The sequence below is a fragment of the Ensifer sp. D2-11 genome (genome assembly GCF_054161295.1).
Window position 1 is genome coordinate 1,070,730 of sequence record NZ_CP096434.1, and the last position, 17,273, is coordinate 1,088,002.

20 protein-coding genes and 4 pseudogenes are annotated in these 17,273 nt (G+C 59.7%); 9 read left to right on the forward strand and 15 right to left on the reverse strand.

Features of this window, described 5'->3' with window-relative positions; translation table 11 throughout:
• Positions 1 to 4 precede the first annotated feature (4 nt).
• The 7 genes and pseudogenes from M1D34_RS22060 to M1D34_RS22090 form a co-directional block, all read right to left on the reverse strand.
• Positions 5 to 238, reverse strand: coding sequence for an EexN family lipoprotein (locus tag M1D34_RS22060; protein ID WP_498782043.1), 234 nt, complete (start codon positions 236 to 238; stop codon positions 5 to 7).
• Positions 235 to 933, reverse strand: a complete 699-nt coding sequence (gene virB5 / locus M1D34_RS22065) for a P-type DNA transfer protein VirB5 (RefSeq protein ID WP_498782045.1) — start codon at positions 931 to 933, stop codon at positions 235 to 237. Before virB5 ends, M1D34_RS22060 begins: the two co-directional genes overlap by 4 nt.
• A complete protein-coding gene (locus tag M1D34_RS22070) occupies positions 933 to 3,317 on the reverse strand; it encodes a VirB4 family type IV secretion/conjugal transfer ATPase (RefSeq protein ID WP_498782047.1) in 2,385 nt (794 codons plus the stop codon). The genes virB5 and M1D34_RS22070 overlap by 1 nt, the downstream gene beginning before the upstream one ends.
• Complete coding sequence (locus M1D34_RS22075) at positions 3,310 to 3,651, reverse strand: VirB3 family type IV secretion system protein (protein WP_498782049.1); 342 nt, start codon at positions 3,649 to 3,651, stop codon at positions 3,310 to 3,312. The genes M1D34_RS22070 and M1D34_RS22075 overlap by 8 nt, the downstream gene beginning before the upstream one ends.
• Positions 3,652 to 3,654: 3 nt before the next feature.
• Positions 3,655 to 3,954 carry a TrbC/VirB2 family protein gene (locus M1D34_RS22080; protein WP_498782051.1) on the reverse strand — a complete coding sequence of 100 codons (300 nt, stop codon included), beginning with the start codon at positions 3,952 to 3,954 and terminating at the stop codon, positions 3,655 to 3,657.
• Positions 3,951 to 4,623, reverse strand: a pseudogene (locus tag M1D34_RS22085) (lysozyme family protein). Before M1D34_RS22085 ends, M1D34_RS22080 begins: the two are co-directional and overlap by 4 nt.
• Positions 4,624 to 4,626: 3 nt before the next feature.
• Positions 4,627 to 5,166, reverse strand: coding sequence for a hypothetical protein (locus tag M1D34_RS22090; RefSeq protein WP_498782053.1), 540 nt, complete (start codon positions 5,164 to 5,166; stop codon positions 4,627 to 4,629).
• Between the two features lie 95 nt (positions 5,167 to 5,261).
• Here M1D34_RS22090 and M1D34_RS22095 point away from each other — a divergent pair, with 95 nt between their 5' ends.
• Positions 5,262 to 5,633, forward strand: a complete 372-nt coding sequence (locus M1D34_RS22095) for a MarR family transcriptional regulator (protein ID WP_498782055.1) — start codon at positions 5,262 to 5,264, stop codon at positions 5,631 to 5,633.
• Between the two features lie 183 nt (positions 5,634 to 5,816).
• Positions 5,817 to 6,056: pseudogene (locus M1D34_RS22100) on the forward strand (capsular polysaccharide export protein, LipB/KpsS family); the annotation flags it as partial.
• Between the two features lie 129 nt (positions 6,057 to 6,185).
• Here M1D34_RS22100 and M1D34_RS22105 read toward each other — a convergent pair.
• On the reverse strand, positions 6,186 to 7,076 hold the full coding sequence (locus M1D34_RS22105; RefSeq protein WP_498782057.1) for a LysR family transcriptional regulator: 891 nt from the start codon (positions 7,074 to 7,076) through the stop codon (positions 6,186 to 6,188).
• Positions 7,077 to 7,245: 169 nt separating this feature from the next.
• Here M1D34_RS22105 and M1D34_RS22110 point away from each other — a divergent pair, with 169 nt between their 5' ends.
• Entirely contained in the window at positions 7,246 to 8,142 is an 897-nt protein-coding gene (locus tag M1D34_RS22110) for a DMT family transporter (protein ID WP_498782059.1), read from the forward strand.
• A gap of 341 nt (positions 8,143 to 8,483) precedes the next feature.
• Positions 8,484 to 9,430 (forward strand): IS630-like element ISRm2011-2 family transposase gene (locus M1D34_RS22115; RefSeq protein WP_011970797.1). Its coding sequence is split into 2 segments (ribosomal slippage): positions 8,484 to 8,823 and positions 8,823 to 9,430, totalling 948 coding nucleotides; the frame shifts between segments, so codons are not numbered across the junction.
• Positions 9,431 to 9,549: 119 nt separating this feature from the next.
• Here M1D34_RS22115 and M1D34_RS22120 read toward each other — a convergent pair.
• Positions 9,550 to 9,918 carry a PRC-barrel domain-containing protein gene (locus tag M1D34_RS22120; RefSeq protein WP_498782061.1) on the reverse strand — a complete coding sequence of 123 codons (369 nt, stop codon included), beginning with the start codon at positions 9,916 to 9,918 and terminating at the stop codon, positions 9,550 to 9,552.
• A gap of 348 nt (positions 9,919 to 10,266) precedes the next feature.
• On the opposite strand from M1D34_RS22120, the gene acpP reads away from it, so the two are divergent.
• Positions 10,267 to 10,521, forward strand: a complete 255-nt coding sequence (acpP, locus tag M1D34_RS22125) for an acyl carrier protein (protein ID WP_498782063.1) — start codon at positions 10,267 to 10,269, stop codon at positions 10,519 to 10,521.
• Between the two features lie 52 nt (positions 10,522 to 10,573).
• Here the strand turns inward: acpP and M1D34_RS22130 are convergent, their stop codons facing one another.
• The 4 genes and pseudogenes from M1D34_RS22130 to M1D34_RS22145 all read right to left on the reverse strand — a co-directional run.
• Complete coding sequence (locus M1D34_RS22130; RefSeq protein ID WP_498782065.1) at positions 10,574 to 11,200, reverse strand: DUF4334 domain-containing protein; 627 nt, start codon at positions 11,198 to 11,200, stop codon at positions 10,574 to 10,576.
• Positions 11,088 to 11,972 (reverse strand): hypothetical protein, encoded by an 885-nt coding sequence (locus M1D34_RS22135; protein WP_498782067.1) that lies wholly within the window; start codon positions 11,970 to 11,972, stop codon positions 11,088 to 11,090. Before M1D34_RS22135 ends, M1D34_RS22130 begins: the two co-directional genes overlap by 113 nt.
• A gap of 325 nt (positions 11,973 to 12,297) precedes the next feature.
• A complete protein-coding gene (locus tag M1D34_RS22140; protein ID WP_498782069.1) occupies positions 12,298 to 12,606 on the reverse strand; it encodes a hypothetical protein in 309 nt (102 codons plus the stop codon).
• 668 nt (positions 12,607 to 13,274) lie between these two features.
• A pseudogene (locus tag M1D34_RS22145) lies at positions 13,275 to 13,443 on the reverse strand (DUF3606 domain-containing protein); the annotation flags it as partial.
• A gap of 617 nt (positions 13,444 to 14,060) precedes the next feature.
• Between M1D34_RS22145 and M1D34_RS22150 the strand changes: the two are divergent.
• Positions 14,061 to 14,334, forward strand: a pseudogene (locus M1D34_RS22150) (hypothetical protein); the annotation flags it as partial.
• A gap of 337 nt (positions 14,335 to 14,671) precedes the next feature.
• On the opposite strand, the gene M1D34_RS22155 reads toward M1D34_RS22150, so the two are convergent.
• Positions 14,672 to 14,890, reverse strand: coding sequence for a hypothetical protein (locus tag M1D34_RS22155; RefSeq protein WP_498782071.1), 219 nt, complete (start codon positions 14,888 to 14,890; stop codon positions 14,672 to 14,674).
• Positions 14,891 to 14,977: 87 nt separating this feature from the next.
• On the opposite strand from M1D34_RS22155, the gene M1D34_RS22160 reads away from it, so the two are divergent.
• Both M1D34_RS22160 and M1D34_RS22165 read left to right on the forward strand, forming a co-directional pair.
• Positions 14,978 to 15,487, forward strand: a complete 510-nt coding sequence (locus M1D34_RS22160) for a thermonuclease family protein (protein ID WP_498782073.1) — start codon at positions 14,978 to 14,980, stop codon at positions 15,485 to 15,487.
• Between the two features lie 12 nt (positions 15,488 to 15,499).
• On the forward strand, positions 15,500 to 15,844 hold the full coding sequence (locus M1D34_RS22165) for a helix-turn-helix domain-containing protein (protein ID WP_498782075.1): 345 nt from the start codon (positions 15,500 to 15,502) through the stop codon (positions 15,842 to 15,844).
• A 466-nt stretch (positions 15,845 to 16,310) separates the two neighbouring features.
• On the opposite strand, the gene M1D34_RS22170 is transcribed toward M1D34_RS22165, so the two are convergent.
• The gene (locus M1D34_RS22170; RefSeq protein WP_498782077.1) at positions 16,311 to 16,454 is read right to left on the reverse strand and encodes a hypothetical protein; all 144 of its coding nucleotides are present in this window, start codon (positions 16,452 to 16,454) and stop codon (positions 16,311 to 16,313) included.
• 532 nt (positions 16,455 to 16,986) lie between these two features.
• On the opposite strand from M1D34_RS22170, the gene M1D34_RS22175 reads away from it, so the two are divergent.
• Positions 16,987 to 17,205, forward strand: coding sequence for a hypothetical protein (locus M1D34_RS22175; RefSeq protein ID WP_012061769.1), 219 nt, complete (start codon positions 16,987 to 16,989; stop codon positions 17,203 to 17,205).
• The last annotated feature ends 68 nt before the right edge of the window (positions 17,206 to 17,273 follow it).

The window sequence follows — 17,273 nt, forward strand, 5'->3', positions numbered from 1 at the left end:
GGTATCAGCCTCCCAACGATTGCCGCATCCGCTCGAGCCGGAGCTTGCCGTCGGCGCTTTCCGCGTTCTTGCAATTCGCCGTTCCGCGCAATTCGCCTGGATTATTGCGGCACTCGGTCATAACGCTGGAGAGCAGGCCTTCGTCGGCGACCAGATCATCGACGGTATAGGTTTGCCCGCCTTGCTCCGAGCAGGCAGCTAATACGAGGGTCACAAGGAGAAGGAAGAAGCGCCTCATGGCAGCGCCGCCTTCATCGTGTCCATGCGCTGCCGCCAGTTCTCGGCTTTGCGCTGCTCATCGACCTGGGCGTGCGCTTGCTGCACCATGCGAAGACCCTCCATTCGCAGCACATCGGTCTGGAGGAAGGCGGTTTCGGCCTCGAGCCTGGCCTGCAGGTCAGCGATCTCCTTAGCGTCGCTCGCTGTCGAAATCTTTTCGCGCAATTGGTCGATGCCATCGATGCGCTTGGTCGCCGCATCGTAGACCTGCTGTCCGAGACTCATCTGCCCGGCGTTCCTGTTCTGGATGCGCGACAGCTCCTGGGCATAGAAGTCGTCGGCACTGGTCCGATAGGTCGAATTGCCCTCCAGGAACTTCGAGGCGGAGTCGCCGAAAACGCCCGGGCCATTGCCCTTGAATAGCCCCTCGATGGCGTTGAAATCCGCCGGCAATGCCTTGCGGATGGCCGGATCGTTCAGGACGCCTGCGATATCAGCCATATCGGTCAGTTTGTTGAGAGACCCGTAGAGCTGCTGCGCCTGCTCGATCTGCTGATGCAGGGCGTCGAGCTGGGATTTGAGCTGCGCAATGCTCTCGATGTGCTTGGCGATCGCTGTCTGGTCGATCACCGGGATGCCCTGCCCTACTGCCGTGCCGGCGGAGAACATGAGCGCCGCCGCAAGCGCCGCTCCCTCAAGTCCGTTGGAAGCCATCAGCTCGCACTCCTTCTTCTTTGCTGGAAAACCGGAAGCCAGTTCTCGGCATCGTCGCCGACCTCGGCGCGGATCGCATCTGCAAGCTCGACATTGGCGGTTCGGCCGGCGAGGATGGCGAGCTCATCATCGAAACCGCTGAGGTCCAGCTCGGCGACGACGCTGTTGTGGCCCTGCTTCAAGACGAACCGGCGGCTCTCGACGGAAAGCTCGCGCGCGATCAGCTCGTATTCGCGCTCCGTAAGCTTGAAGCCGTCGACATAGTCGCCACGGTCGCCACGGGAGTTCGGGAGGAAGATCTGTGTCGGGCATTGCTCGATGATGGTGTGGGCGATCGGCGAGACGATCGCGTCGCGTGGGCTCTGCGTGGCAAACAGCATGAGGCCGTTCTGCTTGCGGATCGTCTTGAGCTTGTTCTGCGCGAGATCGCGAAACCCTTCGTCCTGGAGCGCCTTCCAGAACTCGTCGATAACGATGATGATGCGCCTGCCGTCGATCAGCTGCTCGACTCGATGAAACAGGTACGCCATGAGGGGCGTGCGAATTTCCTCGTTGTCGAGGAAGTCGGTCATGTCGTAGCCGACGAACTTGCCGCCGACGCCGAATTCCCCCAAGCCGATGTCCTCGTTTGCGTTGTCGAAGACCCAGCCGAGCGGTCCTCCCCTCTCCCACCGGCGCAGCCTTGCGGCAATCCCTTCCGGATCGGTGTTGTTGAGGAAAGTCCTGAGCGCGCCGATGGTCCGGCGCTCCACCGGAAGATCGGCGAGACCGTCAACGGCGGAAGCGATATCGCGGAGTTCGGTCACGGTCATTTCCCGAGGTGATGAACCGACGAGCTTGCCGACCCAGCGTGTCAGGAACACCCTGTTCTGCGGCGAAAGTTCGAGGGCCTTCAAGGGGGCGCAGCCGGTCGGGACGCCGTTCTTGAGGGGCAGATAGGTGCCGCCGGCGGCGCGTACGTAAAGATCTGCACCCCTGTCCTTGTCGAAGAACACCACGTGCGGCTGGTGTTTTTCCAACTGCGACAGCATGAAGTTGAGCAGCACGGTCTTGCCGGCGCCCGATGGCCCGCAGACGAAGGTATTGCCGAGATCGCCGTAATGAAAATTGAAATAGTAGGGCGAGCCGGACGCCGTCGTGAGTAGAGCGACAGCGGGACCCCATTCATTGCCGTCCTTCTGGCCGATCGGGTAGGAGTGGAAGGGGGACAGGGCGGCGAAATTTCGTGACGTGATCGCGCCGGACCGGGCGCGGTAGCGGAAGTTGCCCGGCAACTGCGCCCACCAGGCCGCCTCGAGACCAAGGTCCTCGCGCGCGACGACGGCGCCGCCGCTCGTCAGGCTGGCGCGCGCCTTGGCGAGATTGTCGGTCAGTTCCTTGACGGAGGAGGCAAATACGCAAAGCGAGAGATGATGCTCGCCGAGTACGAACCGGTTGGACTCCAGATCATCCATGGCGTCATCGAGCTCCTCGACTTGCGAGGCGGCCTTGTCGCCGCTGCTGACCATCTGGTTCTGCTTGCGGCCGATGATCACGCGGGCGTTCGCCTTCGAGACGAAGGAGAAGGATTGCGCCAGGATCAGTTCGAAAGGACTGGTGAGCACGTCGTCGAGCATGCCGGGCTTGGTGCGGGCGGGATATTCCTTGAAGCTCAGCATCCCGGCGTAGCGGCTTGTCGCCTCGTGCCGGATTTCGATGGTCTCGCGGCCAACAATGACCCGGTCCGAGTAGATCGCCGAGGCGATGCGCCCTTCCGTCAACGGAACCGGCTCTCGCCGGCCGCCGACGAGCTGATGGAGCACTTCGCTCGGCTCCGAGAACAACAGGCCGTCGTGCTCGTAAAGGGACAACACCCGCGGCTCGAATCGTTTCAAAGCGGCAGTGACGACGACGACCTTGTCCCGAAGCTGCTTGAGAGCCTCCTCATCGAGTTCGACACCCGCCCGACGCGCCCGGCGCAGCCGCGACAGGAGCTTCGCTGCCTTGTCAGCGGGATCGCGAGCCGGAGACCAGAGGAGCGTCAGATAGAGGTTGTTGCGGAACAATTCTTCACGCACCATGCGCGCGCGGTACCTGTCGTTGAGCGCGGCCGAAAACGCGGTCGCGAAGGTTCCCTCGGGATAGTCGTTGTCCCGGCGGCGAATGAGATGGCTCCACAGGGCAAGCCGCTCGTCGGCGATGTTCCGGTAGAGCGTGTTGAGGTCGCGATGGAGAGCGTTCAGGTCGAGAACGTCGGCGGTCTCGAACGATACGCCTTCGAGCGCGATCATCACCATCAGCGTCCGAGAATCGAGTGCGATCGTCGACTCGTCAACATGGCGGACATAGGGGATAAAGGTCTCCGGACCGAGTTCGCGGGACCTGAGGGTTGCAAGGCTAGGCAAGTCCAAGATCCCTTTCGTCAAAGCGCCGGGTGAGCCTCAGCGGCGAAAGCGTCGCCCCACCCCAATTGACGCTGTTGCGGGATCGGCCGCGCGTCTCCACCCAAGCCAGCAGGATCCGGAACATATTGTGGTCCTGCTTGACCAGTGCGCGGAAGACGAGATGGAAAGCAACGCCGATGAGCGCATAGGCGATCGAGCCGGCGACGATGTAGAGGATCGTCGTAAGCATGATGTTTAGTCCCAGGGCTTCTATCGTCACGCCGGCGATCATCGCCGGCCGGGTGCATGCGACGAACAGCGTGTCCTCCTCGAGCGTCGGCCGGACGGTCGCCATGGTTCAGCCCCCGACTATGGTGTTCACGAGTTCGGTGGCGCCGAAGATGCCGCCGATGCCGATGATCCAGAATCCTGCTCGGCGAAGGTCCATGTACCCGAACATCCACGCGATGCAGATCACGATCACGGCGATGACGGCCAACAACTTGGCGATGTTGCCGGTCAGCATATCGACGATGTTCTGCAGTACGGTTTCGATGCCGGCGGCCTGTGCGAATGCCGGTTCGACCAGGATGACCACGATGGCGACGGCCATTAGACCGGAAGCGGCGATGGGAGGGATACGGGAACCCAAAATCATTCACTCTGCTCCATTTTGACTGTTCTGAAATACCAGGACCGAGGATCGCCGGCGCGAATTGAAGACGTCCCAGGATGGCGCGGATACTGTTTCGCCGGCAGGCGGATCGTGCGCCGCGCTTTCGATCGGGACAGCGCGGGTCGTTTCCTCATCCGGCCCCGTCCCCTGCCAACCATTTGCAATCGTCAGTGTCGCGAGGACCCTACCGAGGCGCTTCACCTCCTGGCGGACCTGCTCGTCATAGTTGACCATTGCGCCGAGGGAGGGATCGCCGCGGCCGTACCAGGACTGCAGCATCACCTGCTCGGCCCGCTTCGGATCGGTCCCGGCCTTCACTGCGAGCTGGTAGTATCCGTTGAGCAGCGTCGCCGTGGCCTGAAGGTTGACGCACGGATCAAACGCGTCGGAGATCGAAAGCTTTAGTTTCTGGATCTCCGGCAAGCCGAGTCCACCAAGGCCGAGTTGGATGTCTTCGCGCTCGGCCACCAGTGACGTGGCGATCTCGATCGCTTCCGCCTTGGTCGACGGTTGCTTCGATGGCGACGGACCGCTGTTGATCCGGATGGCGAAGGGTTCGAACCTGCTTTCCAGGCTGACGACACCGGCAAGCGTTTCGGCCGCGACTGTGGGTGCGCATGTCTGCGCGAGATCAACGAATGCAATGGGCATGGATTAGTACCAGATCCTTTCCTTGCCGACGCCGTCGATGGTCACGTCGATGTAGTGCGGCTGCTGGCGTTTATTTGGCCGGGTGATGACCTGCGCCATGCACTTAGATCGCCCGCCCTCCCGTTGCCATCGCGGCGAAGAGACGGAACCACGGTTACCTCCTTGGTCATCGCGCCCGAAAGAGCAGAAGCGCCTGCTAACCGGCTGTAGTCTTGTAGAAATGCAAATGGCATCACGGCCGCGTGGGCCGAACGAGCTAGCCAGCCGATAGCCGTTGTTGCAGTAATATGGCTGGTAGCCAGGGCGTGAACTATGGAAGCCGACGCCGCTGCAGGTCGGAAACGACCGACCCTTGGCAAGCCAGTCCCACAGCCTGTGGATCGGCGGCTGGCATTCAGGGTACTGCGTGGCGCCGCCGGGGTTGGAAAGGCATAGGATAACTTGGCATCCCCACTCATCCGCACGCGCTTTAACGTCGAAAACAAGATAGAAGGACGCTAAGCTGATCGCAGCGACGAATGCCCGTAGGAGAGAGTTTTTCATGGTCACTACCCTTCACACGCACGGTTCCGCTCGGAGCCAAAGTGATCCGCCGGATCACCACTCTTTATACTAGCCTATATACGATAGTTAAACCGATGGCAAGCACACTTAACGCCCAGTGGCAGAACCAGCTGTTTTCGGCCTTCGCCCTGCAGGAAGTCCTCGACAATCCGGTGGAAGGCGAAACCCCGCAATCCCGACTGAAGCAGATCGGAATGATGACGGTGCTCTACATGATGCACCAGAGCCACGAGAAGCTAACTCTTTCCAATATTATTGAAATCACCGGACTAACGCGCAACGGCGTGAAGGAATCAGTCGAGCCGCTCGTCGCGCGGGGCATACTGAGAGAGACACGTGTGAAGAATTCGATGGGGCGCGGGACTGCGAGGCAGTTCGAGTTCTCTCCGGAGGTATTTGAGAGACTGAAGCTGGGCATCATCCATCAGAGAAAGCCGCAGGCTTAATGGCTATTATCTGCCACTAACAATCACATATAGTGAGCCTGTCAGATGGGGAGCACAGCCGAGCAAAGTGGGACTGCCGTGCCGATAGGCTCCTCGTCCTGATTTGCTGGGCGCCCTCCCCCGACTTATGGCCTTCCGAAGCGCACGCAGGATTTTGACTGTCGCGAAATAAGACATCAACGAACCGCGATCAGAAGGCAGCTTGACGAGCCCCAGAACCTTCATCCACAGCTGTCGCAATGGCGCGCTTGGGCGCTTGGGGCCCTTGCGGCCTCTTCGGCTGACGCCACCTGCTGGCCGCCTTCGTCACGCTGGTGATCCGCAGAGTAGGCAGTGACCGGGATGTCGAACAATTCAGGGCCGATCCGCTTCTTTCGCAGCCTCTCCGATCGGATACACCCGATCACTGGCCGCACCCTTTAACCGTTTGGGTGACTGCCAAGGGCTGTGTCACCACCATCTCGGGCAACAATGGCATTACAGGCGATTTGCTGCTGCTTCATTCTGCGGCAAATCCTTCGCAAACGAACCCGGTTTTCCTAGGCCAGAAAGTCAACTCGCCAGAACGAGCCCTCCGTATCGATTGATGTCGTTTTCGATTTCAGCGACCAGCGTATCCAGCGCGGAATTTCTCACCTTTCGGGCGCGCCGCGCGACATATGCCAAGGCAGGCGGCGCAGGCAAGCGTTCGGTGACGATCTGCATCTCGGGCCGCAGATGGCGCCCGCTCAGAAGTGCTACACCCATGGCCGAAGTGACCGCGGCAACAATACCGGCAGCGCTCGCACATTCGTATACCGTTTCAAGAACGATTCCACCGTCCTGTCCTATGTCGAGCGCCCATCTCCGATAGAAACATTCGTCGTCGAAGGACAGAAAGGGAATCGGCCCTTGCTGCGGCAGTGACAGCTCCGGGTGCTTGACCCAATGAAGCTCCTCCCGGAACAGGACGACGTCGGTCGGCCGGACTTCATGGGCGAAAACCTGCAGGATCGCGGCGTCTAGCTCCCCCCGCTCCAGCATCGCCCGCAGGACTAGACTCATGCGGACTTTGGTACGGACAGCGACATTCGGATGCAGGCGGCGAAATCTCCCTAGTATCCGCGCGAGGTCGCTGCACGCCGTGTCTTCGGTCAAGCCAAGCGCGATGCGTCCTTCAAGTGACGCTTTCGATAAGCTCAGAAGCGCTTCGTCATGCAAGCCGAGGATTTTCCCGGCATAATCCAGCAGATCCTCTCCGGCTGCCGTGAACATGGCTCCACCCGGCTTCCGGCCGAGCAGGTCACAATCGAGGCTCGTCTCGAGCCGTTTGATCTTGTGGCTGACGGCAGACTGCGACAAGCCCAGGGCCTCGGCCGCGCGGGTAATCCCACCGTGGTGGCGGATCGCCCACAAGGCGCGCAGTGCATCGATTTCCAAACGTCGGCCGTTGAACTCTTTCATTGCGGTCCCAGTCATGAACGTTGCGACGACGATGCGGCTTAAGCTGCTATTTGACAAGAACACATTAGCATTTCGGCCGAATTGTCATGCGGTGATCGCAATTTGTCATGTGCAAACCGAACCTCCGTTGCCTATGGCTGAGTGGCAAACCACATGACCTGAGAACGCGATGACCCACCAGCCCATCTCGCTGTCCGCTCCAAAACATCACCGTTTCCTTTGGCCTATGATGGCCACGCTCCTGGTGGTCGGCTGGAGTTCCGGTTTCGTCGGCATTCGCTATGCCAGCGAAGAGGCAGGCGTCATGCTGGTCCTGTTCTGGCGCACTCTTCTGTCGGGAGTGATCCTGCTGCCCTTCGCACTGACCATCGGTCCGCGGTTGCGGATGCGCGGGATTGCGGAGCAGATGCTGTTCGGTGTGATGTCGGTATTTTTGTATCTGGGTGGCTTTGCACTTGCTATCGAGCAGCGGGTGCCGACGGGGCTGGTCGCCCTCATCTCCGACCTCTTACCGTTGGCGATTGCCGCCCTGTCGCAACCCGTTTTGGGTGAACGCCTGAGCGCGCGACAATGGGTTGGGACGGCGATTGCGGTTCTCGGCGTGCTGATCGTCTCGTTCGACAGCCTCAGTTTCGGTGCGGCCCCCTTGTGGGCCTACGGGGTGACGGTCAGCTCGATGCTGGTTTTTGCGCTTGCCTCGGTTCTGCACAAGCGGCGGCGGACGCAGCACATGCCCGTGCACCAAAGCCTTTGCATCCACACCCTGACCGGTTCGGTGCTGTTCGGGCTGTGCGCCATGATGCAAGGCGATCTCGCGCCACCCCTTACGGCCGCTTTCGCCGTGGGAATGGTGTGGCTGGTGCTGATCGCAACCTTTGCCGCCTATTCGATCTATTACACGAGCCTGCGCCTCTTCCCGGTGGCTCAGGTCAGCGCTGCGATCTACCTTAGTCCGCCTGTCACCATGCTGTGGGCTTGGGCGCTGTTTTCCGAGCCATTAACTGCGGCTATGTTCATAGGGTTGGCGGTGACTCTGGTGGGCGTCTGGACGACTTCGCGCGGCTGAGCGCGCAACTCACCGGGGCAGCGCCGTGCAGTAAAGGCTTAAAGCGGGTCGCCGCAACTTTGAGCCGGCATTAGCCAAAAGTACATCCATCTCGGGTGTTGGCGCGCATCTTTTTTGGTGTTTCAAGCATAGTGAGCCGTTCAGAATACGTACCGACACGGCACCTAATCGTAACTGGTCTCATCATGCCCCCTGGAGAGGAAATGTCCGCGCTGCCAACAGATATCGCTCACTGGCAGCCCCTTCTAGAGCGGGATGCATTTAGGCGGATTCGGAAAGGGGATTCCTTTTTCTGCGCAAATCAGATTCACCATTCAGGCCGGTGAAGGAGGCCGGCCTTTATGGCGAGACCTTTTTCGAATGATCTTCGGGAACGCGTTGTCGATGCGGTGACGGGCGAGGGCCTATCGTGCCGGGCAGCGGCCAAGCGCTTCGGCATCGGCATCAGCACCGCGATCGATTGGGTGCGGCGGTTTCGCGAGACGGGCAGCGCCGCACCCGGCCAGATGGGTGGGCACAAGCCCCGCAAGCTTTCCGGTCCGCACCGGGCTTGGCTGCTTTGCCGCTGCCGCGAGCGCGACTTCACGCTGCACGGACTTGTCGCCGAGTTGAGCGAGCGCGGCCTGAAGGTGGATTATCGCGCCGTCTGGACCTTCGTGCACGAAGAGGGGTTGAGTTATAAAAAAAGACGCTGGTCGCCAGCGAACGGGAGCGGCCCGACGTCGCCCGCCACCGGGCACGATGGCTGAAGCACTGCCCCGGAATTGATCCCGCCCGCCTCGTTTTCATCGATGAGACCTGGACGAAGACGAACATGGCGCCGCTGCGGGGCTGGGCGCCTCGCGGCGAACGACTGGTGGGCTACGCCCCCTTCGGCCATTGGAACACCATGACCTTTGTCGCCGCACTCAGGGCCGACCGCGTCAGCGCTCCCTTTATCCTCGATGGCCCGATCAATGGCGAACGCTTCCGCATCTATGTCCAGCAAGTTCTGGTGCCGGAACTCAAAGCCGGCGACATCGTCATCCTGGACAATCTCGGCTCCCATAAGGGTCAGGAGATCCGCGCCGCCATCCGTAAGGCCGGCGCCCGCCTGTTCTTTCTGCCGAAATATTCCCCCGATCTCAATCCGATCGAAAAGCTCTTCGCCAAAATCAAGCACTGGTTGCGTGAGGCACAGGCCAGATCACGCGACGCAATCCATGACGAACTGCGCCACATTCTCCAAGCCGTCACCCCACAGGAATGCGCAGCCTACTTCAAAGAGGCGGGATATGAACGGGCTTAAATACATACCGCTCTAATTCGCCGGCGCGAGCCTCGACCGCCCTTCCTGCTCGACGACGGCAGCGAAGCGGCATTAGCCCCAACACGCCCTGGAGGCCCGGCCCGTGAGGCTTTGCGAATTCACACCCAGTAGGGCGGAATTCCATAGTAGTCGTAGACTTGACGACCGCTTTCAGGACCCCAGTCGAACTCCCGGTCTGCGGGATATCGTGGAGCTCCTTCAACCTGTTCTTTTGTGATGTTCACTTGGAAGCCGCCAAGATCCGTATTGTAGTCGAGCATTTCCCAAGGGAGCGGATAATGTTCATGCCCAACTCCCAGAAAGCCGCCGAAGCTCATCACCGCATAGGCGACGCGGCCGCCGCGCTTTTCCAGGATGATCCTCTCTATTGACCCTATCTGATTGCCGTTCATGTCATAAACAGTGGTTCCCACCACCATGTCGCTGGCAATGAGGTCATGCGATTGATGCAGATTTGGATTGGCCATCGTGGTTCCTCCTTGTGGTGGCCCAACGCTCTTGGATATTAGTTGTTCCTTGAGATCACTTCGGAGGGCTGACAGTTCAAGTACGTCTGCCATGGTGCCGAGAGCTCCCCTGCTGCTGAAACGAGCTTCCCAGCGCGCTTGAGCGTCGCCCTCCACGATTGTTCGGGCCGCATTGCGGACTTTTCCTGCACAGTCTCATCCGCATCAAGGTCCTCGTGCTCAACGTCGGATCCGGGTCGCCCTCAACCTTGGAACAGCGAATGGCGGCGGCTATGTTGACGGCATCGTCACAATCTCCTGAGCAGTGACGGCTGGGAGACAAGTGGCTCGCTCCAGGAGGGGACACCGATGGAAGACTCAGGTTCCGGCGTCGCTAACCGTGTAAGGGCAATCATCATCGAGCAGTTGGGCGTCGACCCTGCCCACGCTGTGGACAGCGCCTCCATAGTCGACGATCTCGGCGCCGACTCTCTCGAAGTCGCGCAAATTGTCATGATGATTGAGGACGAGTTCAATATCGAAATCTCAGATGAGGCGGCTGAGGCCGTTGTTACGATTGGAGATGCCATCTACGTGGTCGTTGCGTCAAAAACTACGAGCTAACCAGCGTCGGAACGTCCAACAGTTTGGTGTACCGCCCCGCGGGCTATCAGGCTCAAGCTTCATCCACCCGCTTAAGTTCGAAGAAGTAGATACGCTCGTCGCCCCTGATCGTCATCGCTCCCATGATCCTGTGTTGATCGATTCGGCGAAAATAATCGATAACTGGTTGATCGTCGTAGAGCATCGCCGCGCTCGCGACGCCGCTAAACGGCATCGTTCTCAGGGAGGCAACAGGCCCTTTCGCGCGAAGTCCGCGTTGAAGATGCGAGAATAGATTTCGCGCTATGCGCATCCTGCCGACCTTCTGGAAGCGAAGCGCCAGGCGAAGCGGTACTATTCCGGGATCGATAGCGATCAACCGCCGCTTGCCCGACCAAAACAGCAGCGCATCCGCGCGCATGTCTGCGTTAAACCGCTTGCCGAACCATCCGAGGTTTTCCAAAACGCCGTCGAGCGGATGCCCTGTCGGGATGCCTCGCCCCCTCCATAGTCCGACCATTTCGCGTGGCTCAAGCGGCGACAAGAATTGAAATTCCTTAAGGGTCGTCTGCTGTGGGCTCACCGGATCAACCCTCTCCTTCCCGGCGCTGCTTGGCGCGCCGCCTGGATTTGGCGTCACGTCGCGCGTTTCGCAGCTCCTCCAGCGTCGGTATCCACCAGCCCCGGTCGAGTTCGTCATCTCCCGGTGGCGTTCGTGCCGGCCAGGTTGTTACCAATTCCTCAAGCGCTCCCGGTCGCCATGACGCCCAGACATATTCTCCTCCCTCCTTCATGGGAAAATAGAACGCGCTCATCGTTGCCGGGTCCACCAGTTCGCCGTCCGTGCCAATGAAGAAGACAACCCCGACATGCGTGCCGATCGCACGCGTGAGCGGGGGGCGGTCGTCGGCGGGAACCGGATATCGCTTGCAGCGGCGTTCTCTCGTCCTTGCCTTGAGCGCGTCGTCTTCCTCGGTTCCCCTTATTGCCTCACGCCTCGCCTTCCTCGCCTCCGGTTCACTGCGCTCAGCGGCCACCTCGATGGCTGGCCACCGACGGCGGAGCTCGTCGAACGAACGGTAAGGCACGGTCCAGAGCCGGCGATCGGCGTCCCAGCGTGCATGCGGGATTTCCCGGATCTCGTTGACGACGGTGCGTGAATAGGGTGTACGGATTTCGAACGACGCAGTTGCTGCCTTGAGATAGCGGCTCTCGATCGGATCGAATGCGAAGGCGTCCCTGCCCTTCTCGTCGGCAAACGCGTCGGCTTCCGCTTCCATTTCGGCCAGCCAGCGGCTAATGCGTTTTTGAGCTGTGCGGCCGGGTACGAACCAGGCATTCAGACGGTCGCTCCAGCGAGCGCGAGGGAACGCTTCCCGAAACCGGGCCACCGTCACCCTATCGTGCGGCAACTCGGTCGTTGCGCCAACACGTTGCGCGGCGGGTGCGTTGTTATTCGGCTCTTCGTCCATAGTTCCAGAACGCGGGAAGGCCACCTCCCGTTCGCTTCAAGCGGCCTGGCGCCGTTACGGTGCATTCCCAATTGGTTCGAGACGCTTAAGGCGCCCAGTGACCCCGACATCGCAATAGTCTTGGCACGCAAAGTTTCGCAAGCGGCCTTGGCATGTTGAACAAGTAAACCACTTCGGATCCAGTTTGGCTTCACGGAGCCCACGTCGGCGGCATCGAAATGGGAGCGCCGGCCGCGCAAGTGGAGAAGCGGCGGCCCGGCCCCGCGGCCGCCTTCTCCTTCGTCGATCCACCAGAAGCGAAGCCTCCTACCGGTTCGGTTGCTGCTTAGCGGCTGGAGACCCGGATCGCGCCGGCATCGTCCAGACTGCGTTGAACGGCGGCAATCTGACTGGACGCAATATCCGCCGAGACCTCGATGTCGCCCTCGAGCGGTGCATCGCTACGAGCGCCCTGTTCATGAGAAGCGTCGCCACCCGAAGGCTCCGAGCCGGCCGTGTTGCGGTCTGTCGCCGACTGAATGAAGATGTCGGGCCTCGATATGCCGTGCTGTTGAACCAAATGTTCGACGGCGAGATCGGCTGCTTCTCGAGTCTTGAAAGTGGCTCGTATCGTAGTGCTGCTGTCGTCGGCCATTTGAATGTCTCCTGATCACTGACGTGCACAGGACGAGAACGCCTCTGCATTCAGGTAGTTTCGCGACCGGTGTCATTTGGCTTCGAATGCCTACCGAAGGGAGTTCGTGAAGATGCCTTCTATGGAGGTGTGTCGGACAATGAGACCCGGTCAAAATTGACCTGGAACCCGACATAGGCGAGGCCTATCCGGACGGCATCATGGCAGCAAAAGGCAACGCCCAATTGCCCCTCGGCGCTGCTGCACCGGGTCGTCCGCGCGAGCTAGCTCGGATAGACTAAGCGCCAATTCTCCCCACCTCACGTAAAATCAGCCTGCTGAAATTTGAGGGGGAACCAGTATGCCGAAGAACACCCCGTGCGCCTTAACGGCGCTGGCCTACCTGTCATGCTTCGTCACCTATCCAGGAGAACGTTCGATCCAAATCGCTGGTCACAAGTTCCGGACCGCGGAGGACTGCATGAGGAAAGCACCAGTAGGCCGCTTCGACCGCAAGTGCGATATTCCGCTCCTCGGCTGGCGTGGCGCCGAGGGCATGTGGTGGTTCCCCAACGTTGACCAGGGCGCCGGCATCTAGTTAGACAGCGCTCCCATGAACTCTAAAGCGCTCCGAGTTCGGCGAAGCGGAGTGAGCCCGTCGGTGAGCCCGGTAGCACCTCTATCTTGCCGAGATATGCCATCGCCATTTCGCGGCGCGGCCCGGTTCTCGGATCGCCTCGAGCGCTTTCTGCCGTGTCACCTTCGCCGTCTTCATGCGGGATGCGACCTCATATGCCTGTTCTGAAACGAGCTCGCGGTCACCCGGTCACCGCCTTTCTTCTTCAAATTATCTGCCACGCGTTCCTCCGTGTGAAGGCTAGCGGCAGTTCAGATGTCGGCAAGGGCGGGAACTTCGCTCCTGATGGCGTGTTGACCTTCCGAGGAGATGACAGAGTCGGCAAAGAGAAGAAAGAAATGCACTCGCTCAATCTCACTGGCATCCTAATTCTTCTTATTGTCATTGCACTATTCGCCCTTGCATGGATCGCATTTTGAGATGCGGCCCCCTCGAAAGCGCCAGCCGGCGTAGTTTTCTTTGGAACCATCCACTACGCCTGCGATTAGAGGGCACCGCTAACTAAGGCGGGCTGCTGATGGAAGATCAGCGTGACGTTCTCCAGAACTTTTCAGGCAGCGCCCTTTCTAGCTTCAGGGTGCTGCCGCTCTTTCATCAACTTACAGTAGCTTGAGTTTTCGGGAACCAATGAGCAGACGGCGATTAACCGCCGTCGGCAATGATTTGAGCGCCGATTCCTCCGCGACATGTCGATCCTGTCTACCGCATGGACAGGATCGACGTTGTGGCAGCGCCCCGAGGCCCTTCCGGGACGCTTCCGACCAGGCATCCCCATTTTTTTGGTTTCCCGCTGGGGGTTGGTCTGCGGTCGTCGCCAACCTCGACCCGTAACTAGGATCGCCGTCCCGTCGAGGTGCGCGGCGTCCAGGAACTCGCCAAGGGAATTGCCGAGCACTTTCGGGGCCTTCGCGATATTCGAGAAGGTGCTGCGATGCCCAGCGATCACGCCATTCCTTACCCAGACGCTCTACGCGATCCAACTCGAACTGCGGAGGGCCGCCTGCGACCGCGTTCGGCAAAAACAGAAATCGCGCGCAAGGAAATGGTGCGGATAATCTCGGCCGCGCCTGCTGGCGCGATATTATTTCAAGCCGCTGAAGCAAGTTGGCACCTGATGCCATCAGAATTGGAAAAGGCGTTCGAGGAGCAGTTTGGTGTAGAGCGAGGGCGCAAAACCTTGACGCCCAAACGAGGCGCATAGCTGTGAGGGACGAGGAGCCGATCTGGATGAGTAACGAACAGGGCACGAAGTCTCACTGAGAAGCCGAGCCCGGGTTGCACCAGATTGGCAGCTTCGGCCTGGCTTCGGCCGGGCGGAGCCGAACTGGTTCTGCTCTGAGCATCAGCCGCCGCGCATGAGGCACAGCCGCGGCATTGACCTGGATTTGACACGTGCACGCAAGCCTCGTGACGTAGCCATCACTGCTTTGCGTTGTTCAGGGGAAACTTCTAGTGTTGGGTGGCTATTGACTCAAGCTCATGGCGTTTTAGTTCGTCGATTGCTTCGAGTGCTTCTTCGGCTGGCCAGCCTGCAGACACCGCCGCCTCCAGCAGCTTGGCCTCTGCCTCCTGCTCGAGTTTCATGTACAAGGGCTCTAGTGCCTCCTGGACCGTTAGAATGTGCTCATCCGGAGCCACGACTTGGACAGATGAAGTTGCGGGCGACATGGCACAAACCTTCCTCCTTGACACGGACGTGTTCCAACAAAACTCCAAACCTTGGCGTCTGTTCCACGGCTCAACCTTGAGAATTAGATGAACCCGCATCGGTCGATTGGCGTCACTTTGGCTCTTCTACTAATCGCGCATTCCACGTTTGCGGCCGATCCGATCAGTGGACGCGCGACGGTGATTGACGGCGACACGATCGAGATCCGAGGCGAGCGCATCCGCCTGCACGGTGTCGATGCGCCGGAGACCTGGCAGAAATGCGAGAATGTCGACGGCAGCAGCTATCGGTGCGGAAGAGAGGCGGCCCAAGAACTCGCTCGGTTTCTTGCCGAGTCCCGCCCTGCCCGCTGCGAGTTCGTTGAGCGCGATCGATACAAGCGGTTCGTTGGAGTCTGCTTCCGCGCCGACGGCCGAGACGTCAATCGCTGGCTCGTTGAGAGCGGCAATGCTGTGGATTGGACGCGGTATAGCAATGGCGCCTACGCCAATGCTCAAGAGCTCGCACGGTCTCATAGGGCCGGAACCTGGCGTGGCAATTTCGAGCTGCCTTGCAATGCTCGCGCCGCCCGTGCAAAGCGTCAGGCATCCTGCTAATGCGAGGTGTTCATGCCGACCGACGAAGCCGCCAACGACATGCAGTCGATCGACCGTGAAATCGGAGCGCGGCTCCGATCTACGCGCCAAGTGTTAGGCGTAAGTCAGCAAATCTTGGCAAAAAAAGTTGGGGTCAGCTTCCAGCAAATCCAGAAATACGAGAAGGGTATAAACCGCCTGTCGGCGGGGATGCTCGTGAAGATCTGCCAATCGCTAGAGGTAAGCCCCATGGAGATCCTCGGCGCTTACTTCCCGCATGAGCGACCAAGTCATAGCCGCATGGACTGGCTCCAACAAAAGTTGCTTACGGCTGAGCGAAAGCTATCTGGGGTAAGACGCGCTTTAAGAGACGAATGACGCGATCCTGTCTTCCTCGAAGCTGCGTGACGAAATCGTGAACGTTCTCAAACGCCCCACGAACAACGGACTATAGTCCGATACCCAAGCTTTCAATGCTGCTGTAGGTTCTGCGTTCCGCGTTCTGCGTTGACGTAATGGTTGTGGAGCTTTGCCGTGATTAAGATCTTCGTTTTGGCGATGACGCTGGTAATGGTTGGCTTCTGGGGTTCTGTCGGCGTTCTGATCTATCGGCTGCTTACGTGATTTCGAAAGGGAATGCTTAAAACGTGCAGGCTACACTTAAAGGGTGGCGGAATCTTCAGCAGTCCCCTATAGTTTCCTTGCGGCGATGGAGGTTGCCCAAGGAGGATCATATGAGCGACACCGCTTTTGGGTTTCTGCTAGCGGCTGAACTGTCAGCCTTGCTCTGGACCGCACTGCTCATGGCGGCCTTCTCGGTTTTCTGACCATCCTCTCAGTTTCATCACTCTTCAATCGCTTTTGCGGTGGCCCAGGCCGCAAGTACCTCCTCGGCCTTCTCCTGCTCCGACCGCTTCCCGTATTCCTCGATTGCGGCGTCGAGGCCAGGCAGTGATACGTCCTCGACGCACAGCATCGGATACCGCATCCCGCGGGATGATCTCCTGACCGGGTAAAGCGAAAGCCCCGCAACCTATTATCGCGGCCGGGCTGTGAGTAGCCTGCAACGGTGCGCTTCTACGAGAGGCGGCGCGGGCATCGTTGATCTGGTGCCGGGCGCACCATAGTCGGCCACTATCGATGCGTGGTGGCGGTCTACGTGGGATTTCCACCGCCGTTTTAACCGACTCGCTTGGCGTTCTTTCGCAGGTTTTCACCAAGCTCGGCTGCGATCCGCCGCCCGAATATGCTGGGGAAGCCATGCCGTAGCATGGGCGGACAGATGTCACTTCTTCCCGATCTCGTGAGGCATTGCCACGAAGCTGGTTGTGCCGATCTGCGGTCGGTGCCTCCCCTTTACGCCCCGGGAGCTTACAGCGCGCTAGGTTGATCCTCGGTTGCCTCGGTCTGCTGCCCCGGCTTGAACAGATGTTTGGGGTCCTTGCGGTCATCGCAAAACTAGATTGGTTGCCAATCAACAGAACTCCTGCGCATCGTGTCGTTCTAAGCAGGAGGGGAAAATGTCAGAGCTGGAAGAAAACCGCTTGTTAGACAGTGAATTCCAGACAATTTCGTCAGAGCCATTGATTGGGCGCCTCAATCTCGAGACCGACTTGGGCACCATCGACCTTTTGGTGAACAAAGAGGCCGCGGAGTTCTTAATTTCGGTGCTGCTTGAGTTCCTTGCAGAAGGGGCCGGCGAAGACGCTCCGAAGTTCACGGTGCATACTGAGCAATAACTGCCCGGTGAGCCCTGGATGAGCCGGCCGTCGGCACAAAACGTCGGCTATTCAGTGGCATCCGCCCA

What these genes read in the sequence shown, in the direction of transcription:
- M1D34_RS22110 (WP_498782059.1), top strand. Translation starts at nt 7,246, where the DNA reads ATGACCCACCAGCCCATCTCGCTGTCCGCTCCAAAACATCACCGTTTC.
- M1D34_RS22135 (WP_498782067.1), bottom strand. Translation starts at nt 11,972, where the DNA reads ATGGACGAAGAGCCGAATAACAACGCACCCGCCGCGCAACGTGTTGGC.
- M1D34_RS22105 (WP_498782057.1), bottom strand. Translation starts at nt 7,076, where the DNA reads ATGAAAGAGTTCAACGGCCGACGTTTGGAAATCGATGCACTGCGCGCC.
- M1D34_RS22155 (WP_498782071.1), bottom strand. Translation starts at nt 14,890, where the DNA reads ATGTCGCCCGCAACTTCATCTGTCCAAGTCGTGGCTCCGGATGAGCAC.
- M1D34_RS22140 (WP_498782069.1), bottom strand. Translation starts at nt 12,606, where the DNA reads ATGGCCGACGACAGCAGCACTACGATACGAGCCACTTTCAAGACTCGA.
- M1D34_RS22175 (WP_012061769.1), top strand. Translation starts at nt 16,987, where the DNA reads ATGTCAGAGCTGGAAGAAAACCGCTTGTTAGACAGTGAATTCCAGACA.
- M1D34_RS22165 (WP_498782075.1), top strand. Translation starts at nt 15,500, where the DNA reads ATGCCGACCGACGAAGCCGCCAACGACATGCAGTCGATCGACCGTGAA.
- M1D34_RS22080 (WP_498782051.1), bottom strand. Translation starts at nt 3,954, where the DNA reads ATGATTTTGGGTTCCCGTATCCCTCCCATCGCCGCTTCCGGTCTAATG.
- virB5 (WP_498782045.1), bottom strand. Translation starts at nt 933, where the DNA reads ATGGCTTCCAACGGACTTGAGGGAGCGGCGCTTGCGGCGGCGCTCATG.
- M1D34_RS22120 (WP_498782061.1), bottom strand. Translation starts at nt 9,918, where the DNA reads ATGGCCAATCCAAATCTGCATCAATCGCATGACCTCATTGCCAGCGAC.
- M1D34_RS22060 (WP_498782043.1), bottom strand. Translation starts at nt 238, where the DNA reads ATGAGGCGCTTCTTCCTTCTCCTTGTGACCCTCGTATTAGCTGCCTGC.
- M1D34_RS22130 (WP_498782065.1), bottom strand. Translation starts at nt 11,200, where the DNA reads ATGACGAACTCGACCGGGGCTGGTGGATACCGACGCTGGAGGAGCTGC.
- M1D34_RS22090 (WP_498782053.1), bottom strand. Translation starts at nt 5,166, where the DNA reads ATGAAAAACTCTCTCCTACGGGCATTCGTCGCTGCGATCAGCTTAGCG.
- M1D34_RS22075 (WP_498782049.1), bottom strand. Translation starts at nt 3,651, where the DNA reads ATGGCGACCGTCCGGCCGACGCTCGAGGAGGACACGCTGTTCGTCGCA.
- acpP (WP_498782063.1), top strand. Translation starts at nt 10,267, where the DNA reads ATGGAAGACTCAGGTTCCGGCGTCGCTAACCGTGTAAGGGCAATCATC.
- M1D34_RS22095 (WP_498782055.1), top strand. Translation starts at nt 5,262, where the DNA reads ATGGCAAGCACACTTAACGCCCAGTGGCAGAACCAGCTGTTTTCGGCC.
- M1D34_RS22160 (WP_498782073.1), top strand. Translation starts at nt 14,978, where the DNA reads ATGAACCCGCATCGGTCGATTGGCGTCACTTTGGCTCTTCTACTAATC.
- M1D34_RS22170 (WP_498782077.1), bottom strand. Translation starts at nt 16,454, where the DNA reads ATGCGGTATCCGATGCTGTGCGTCGAGGACGTATCACTGCCTGGCCTC.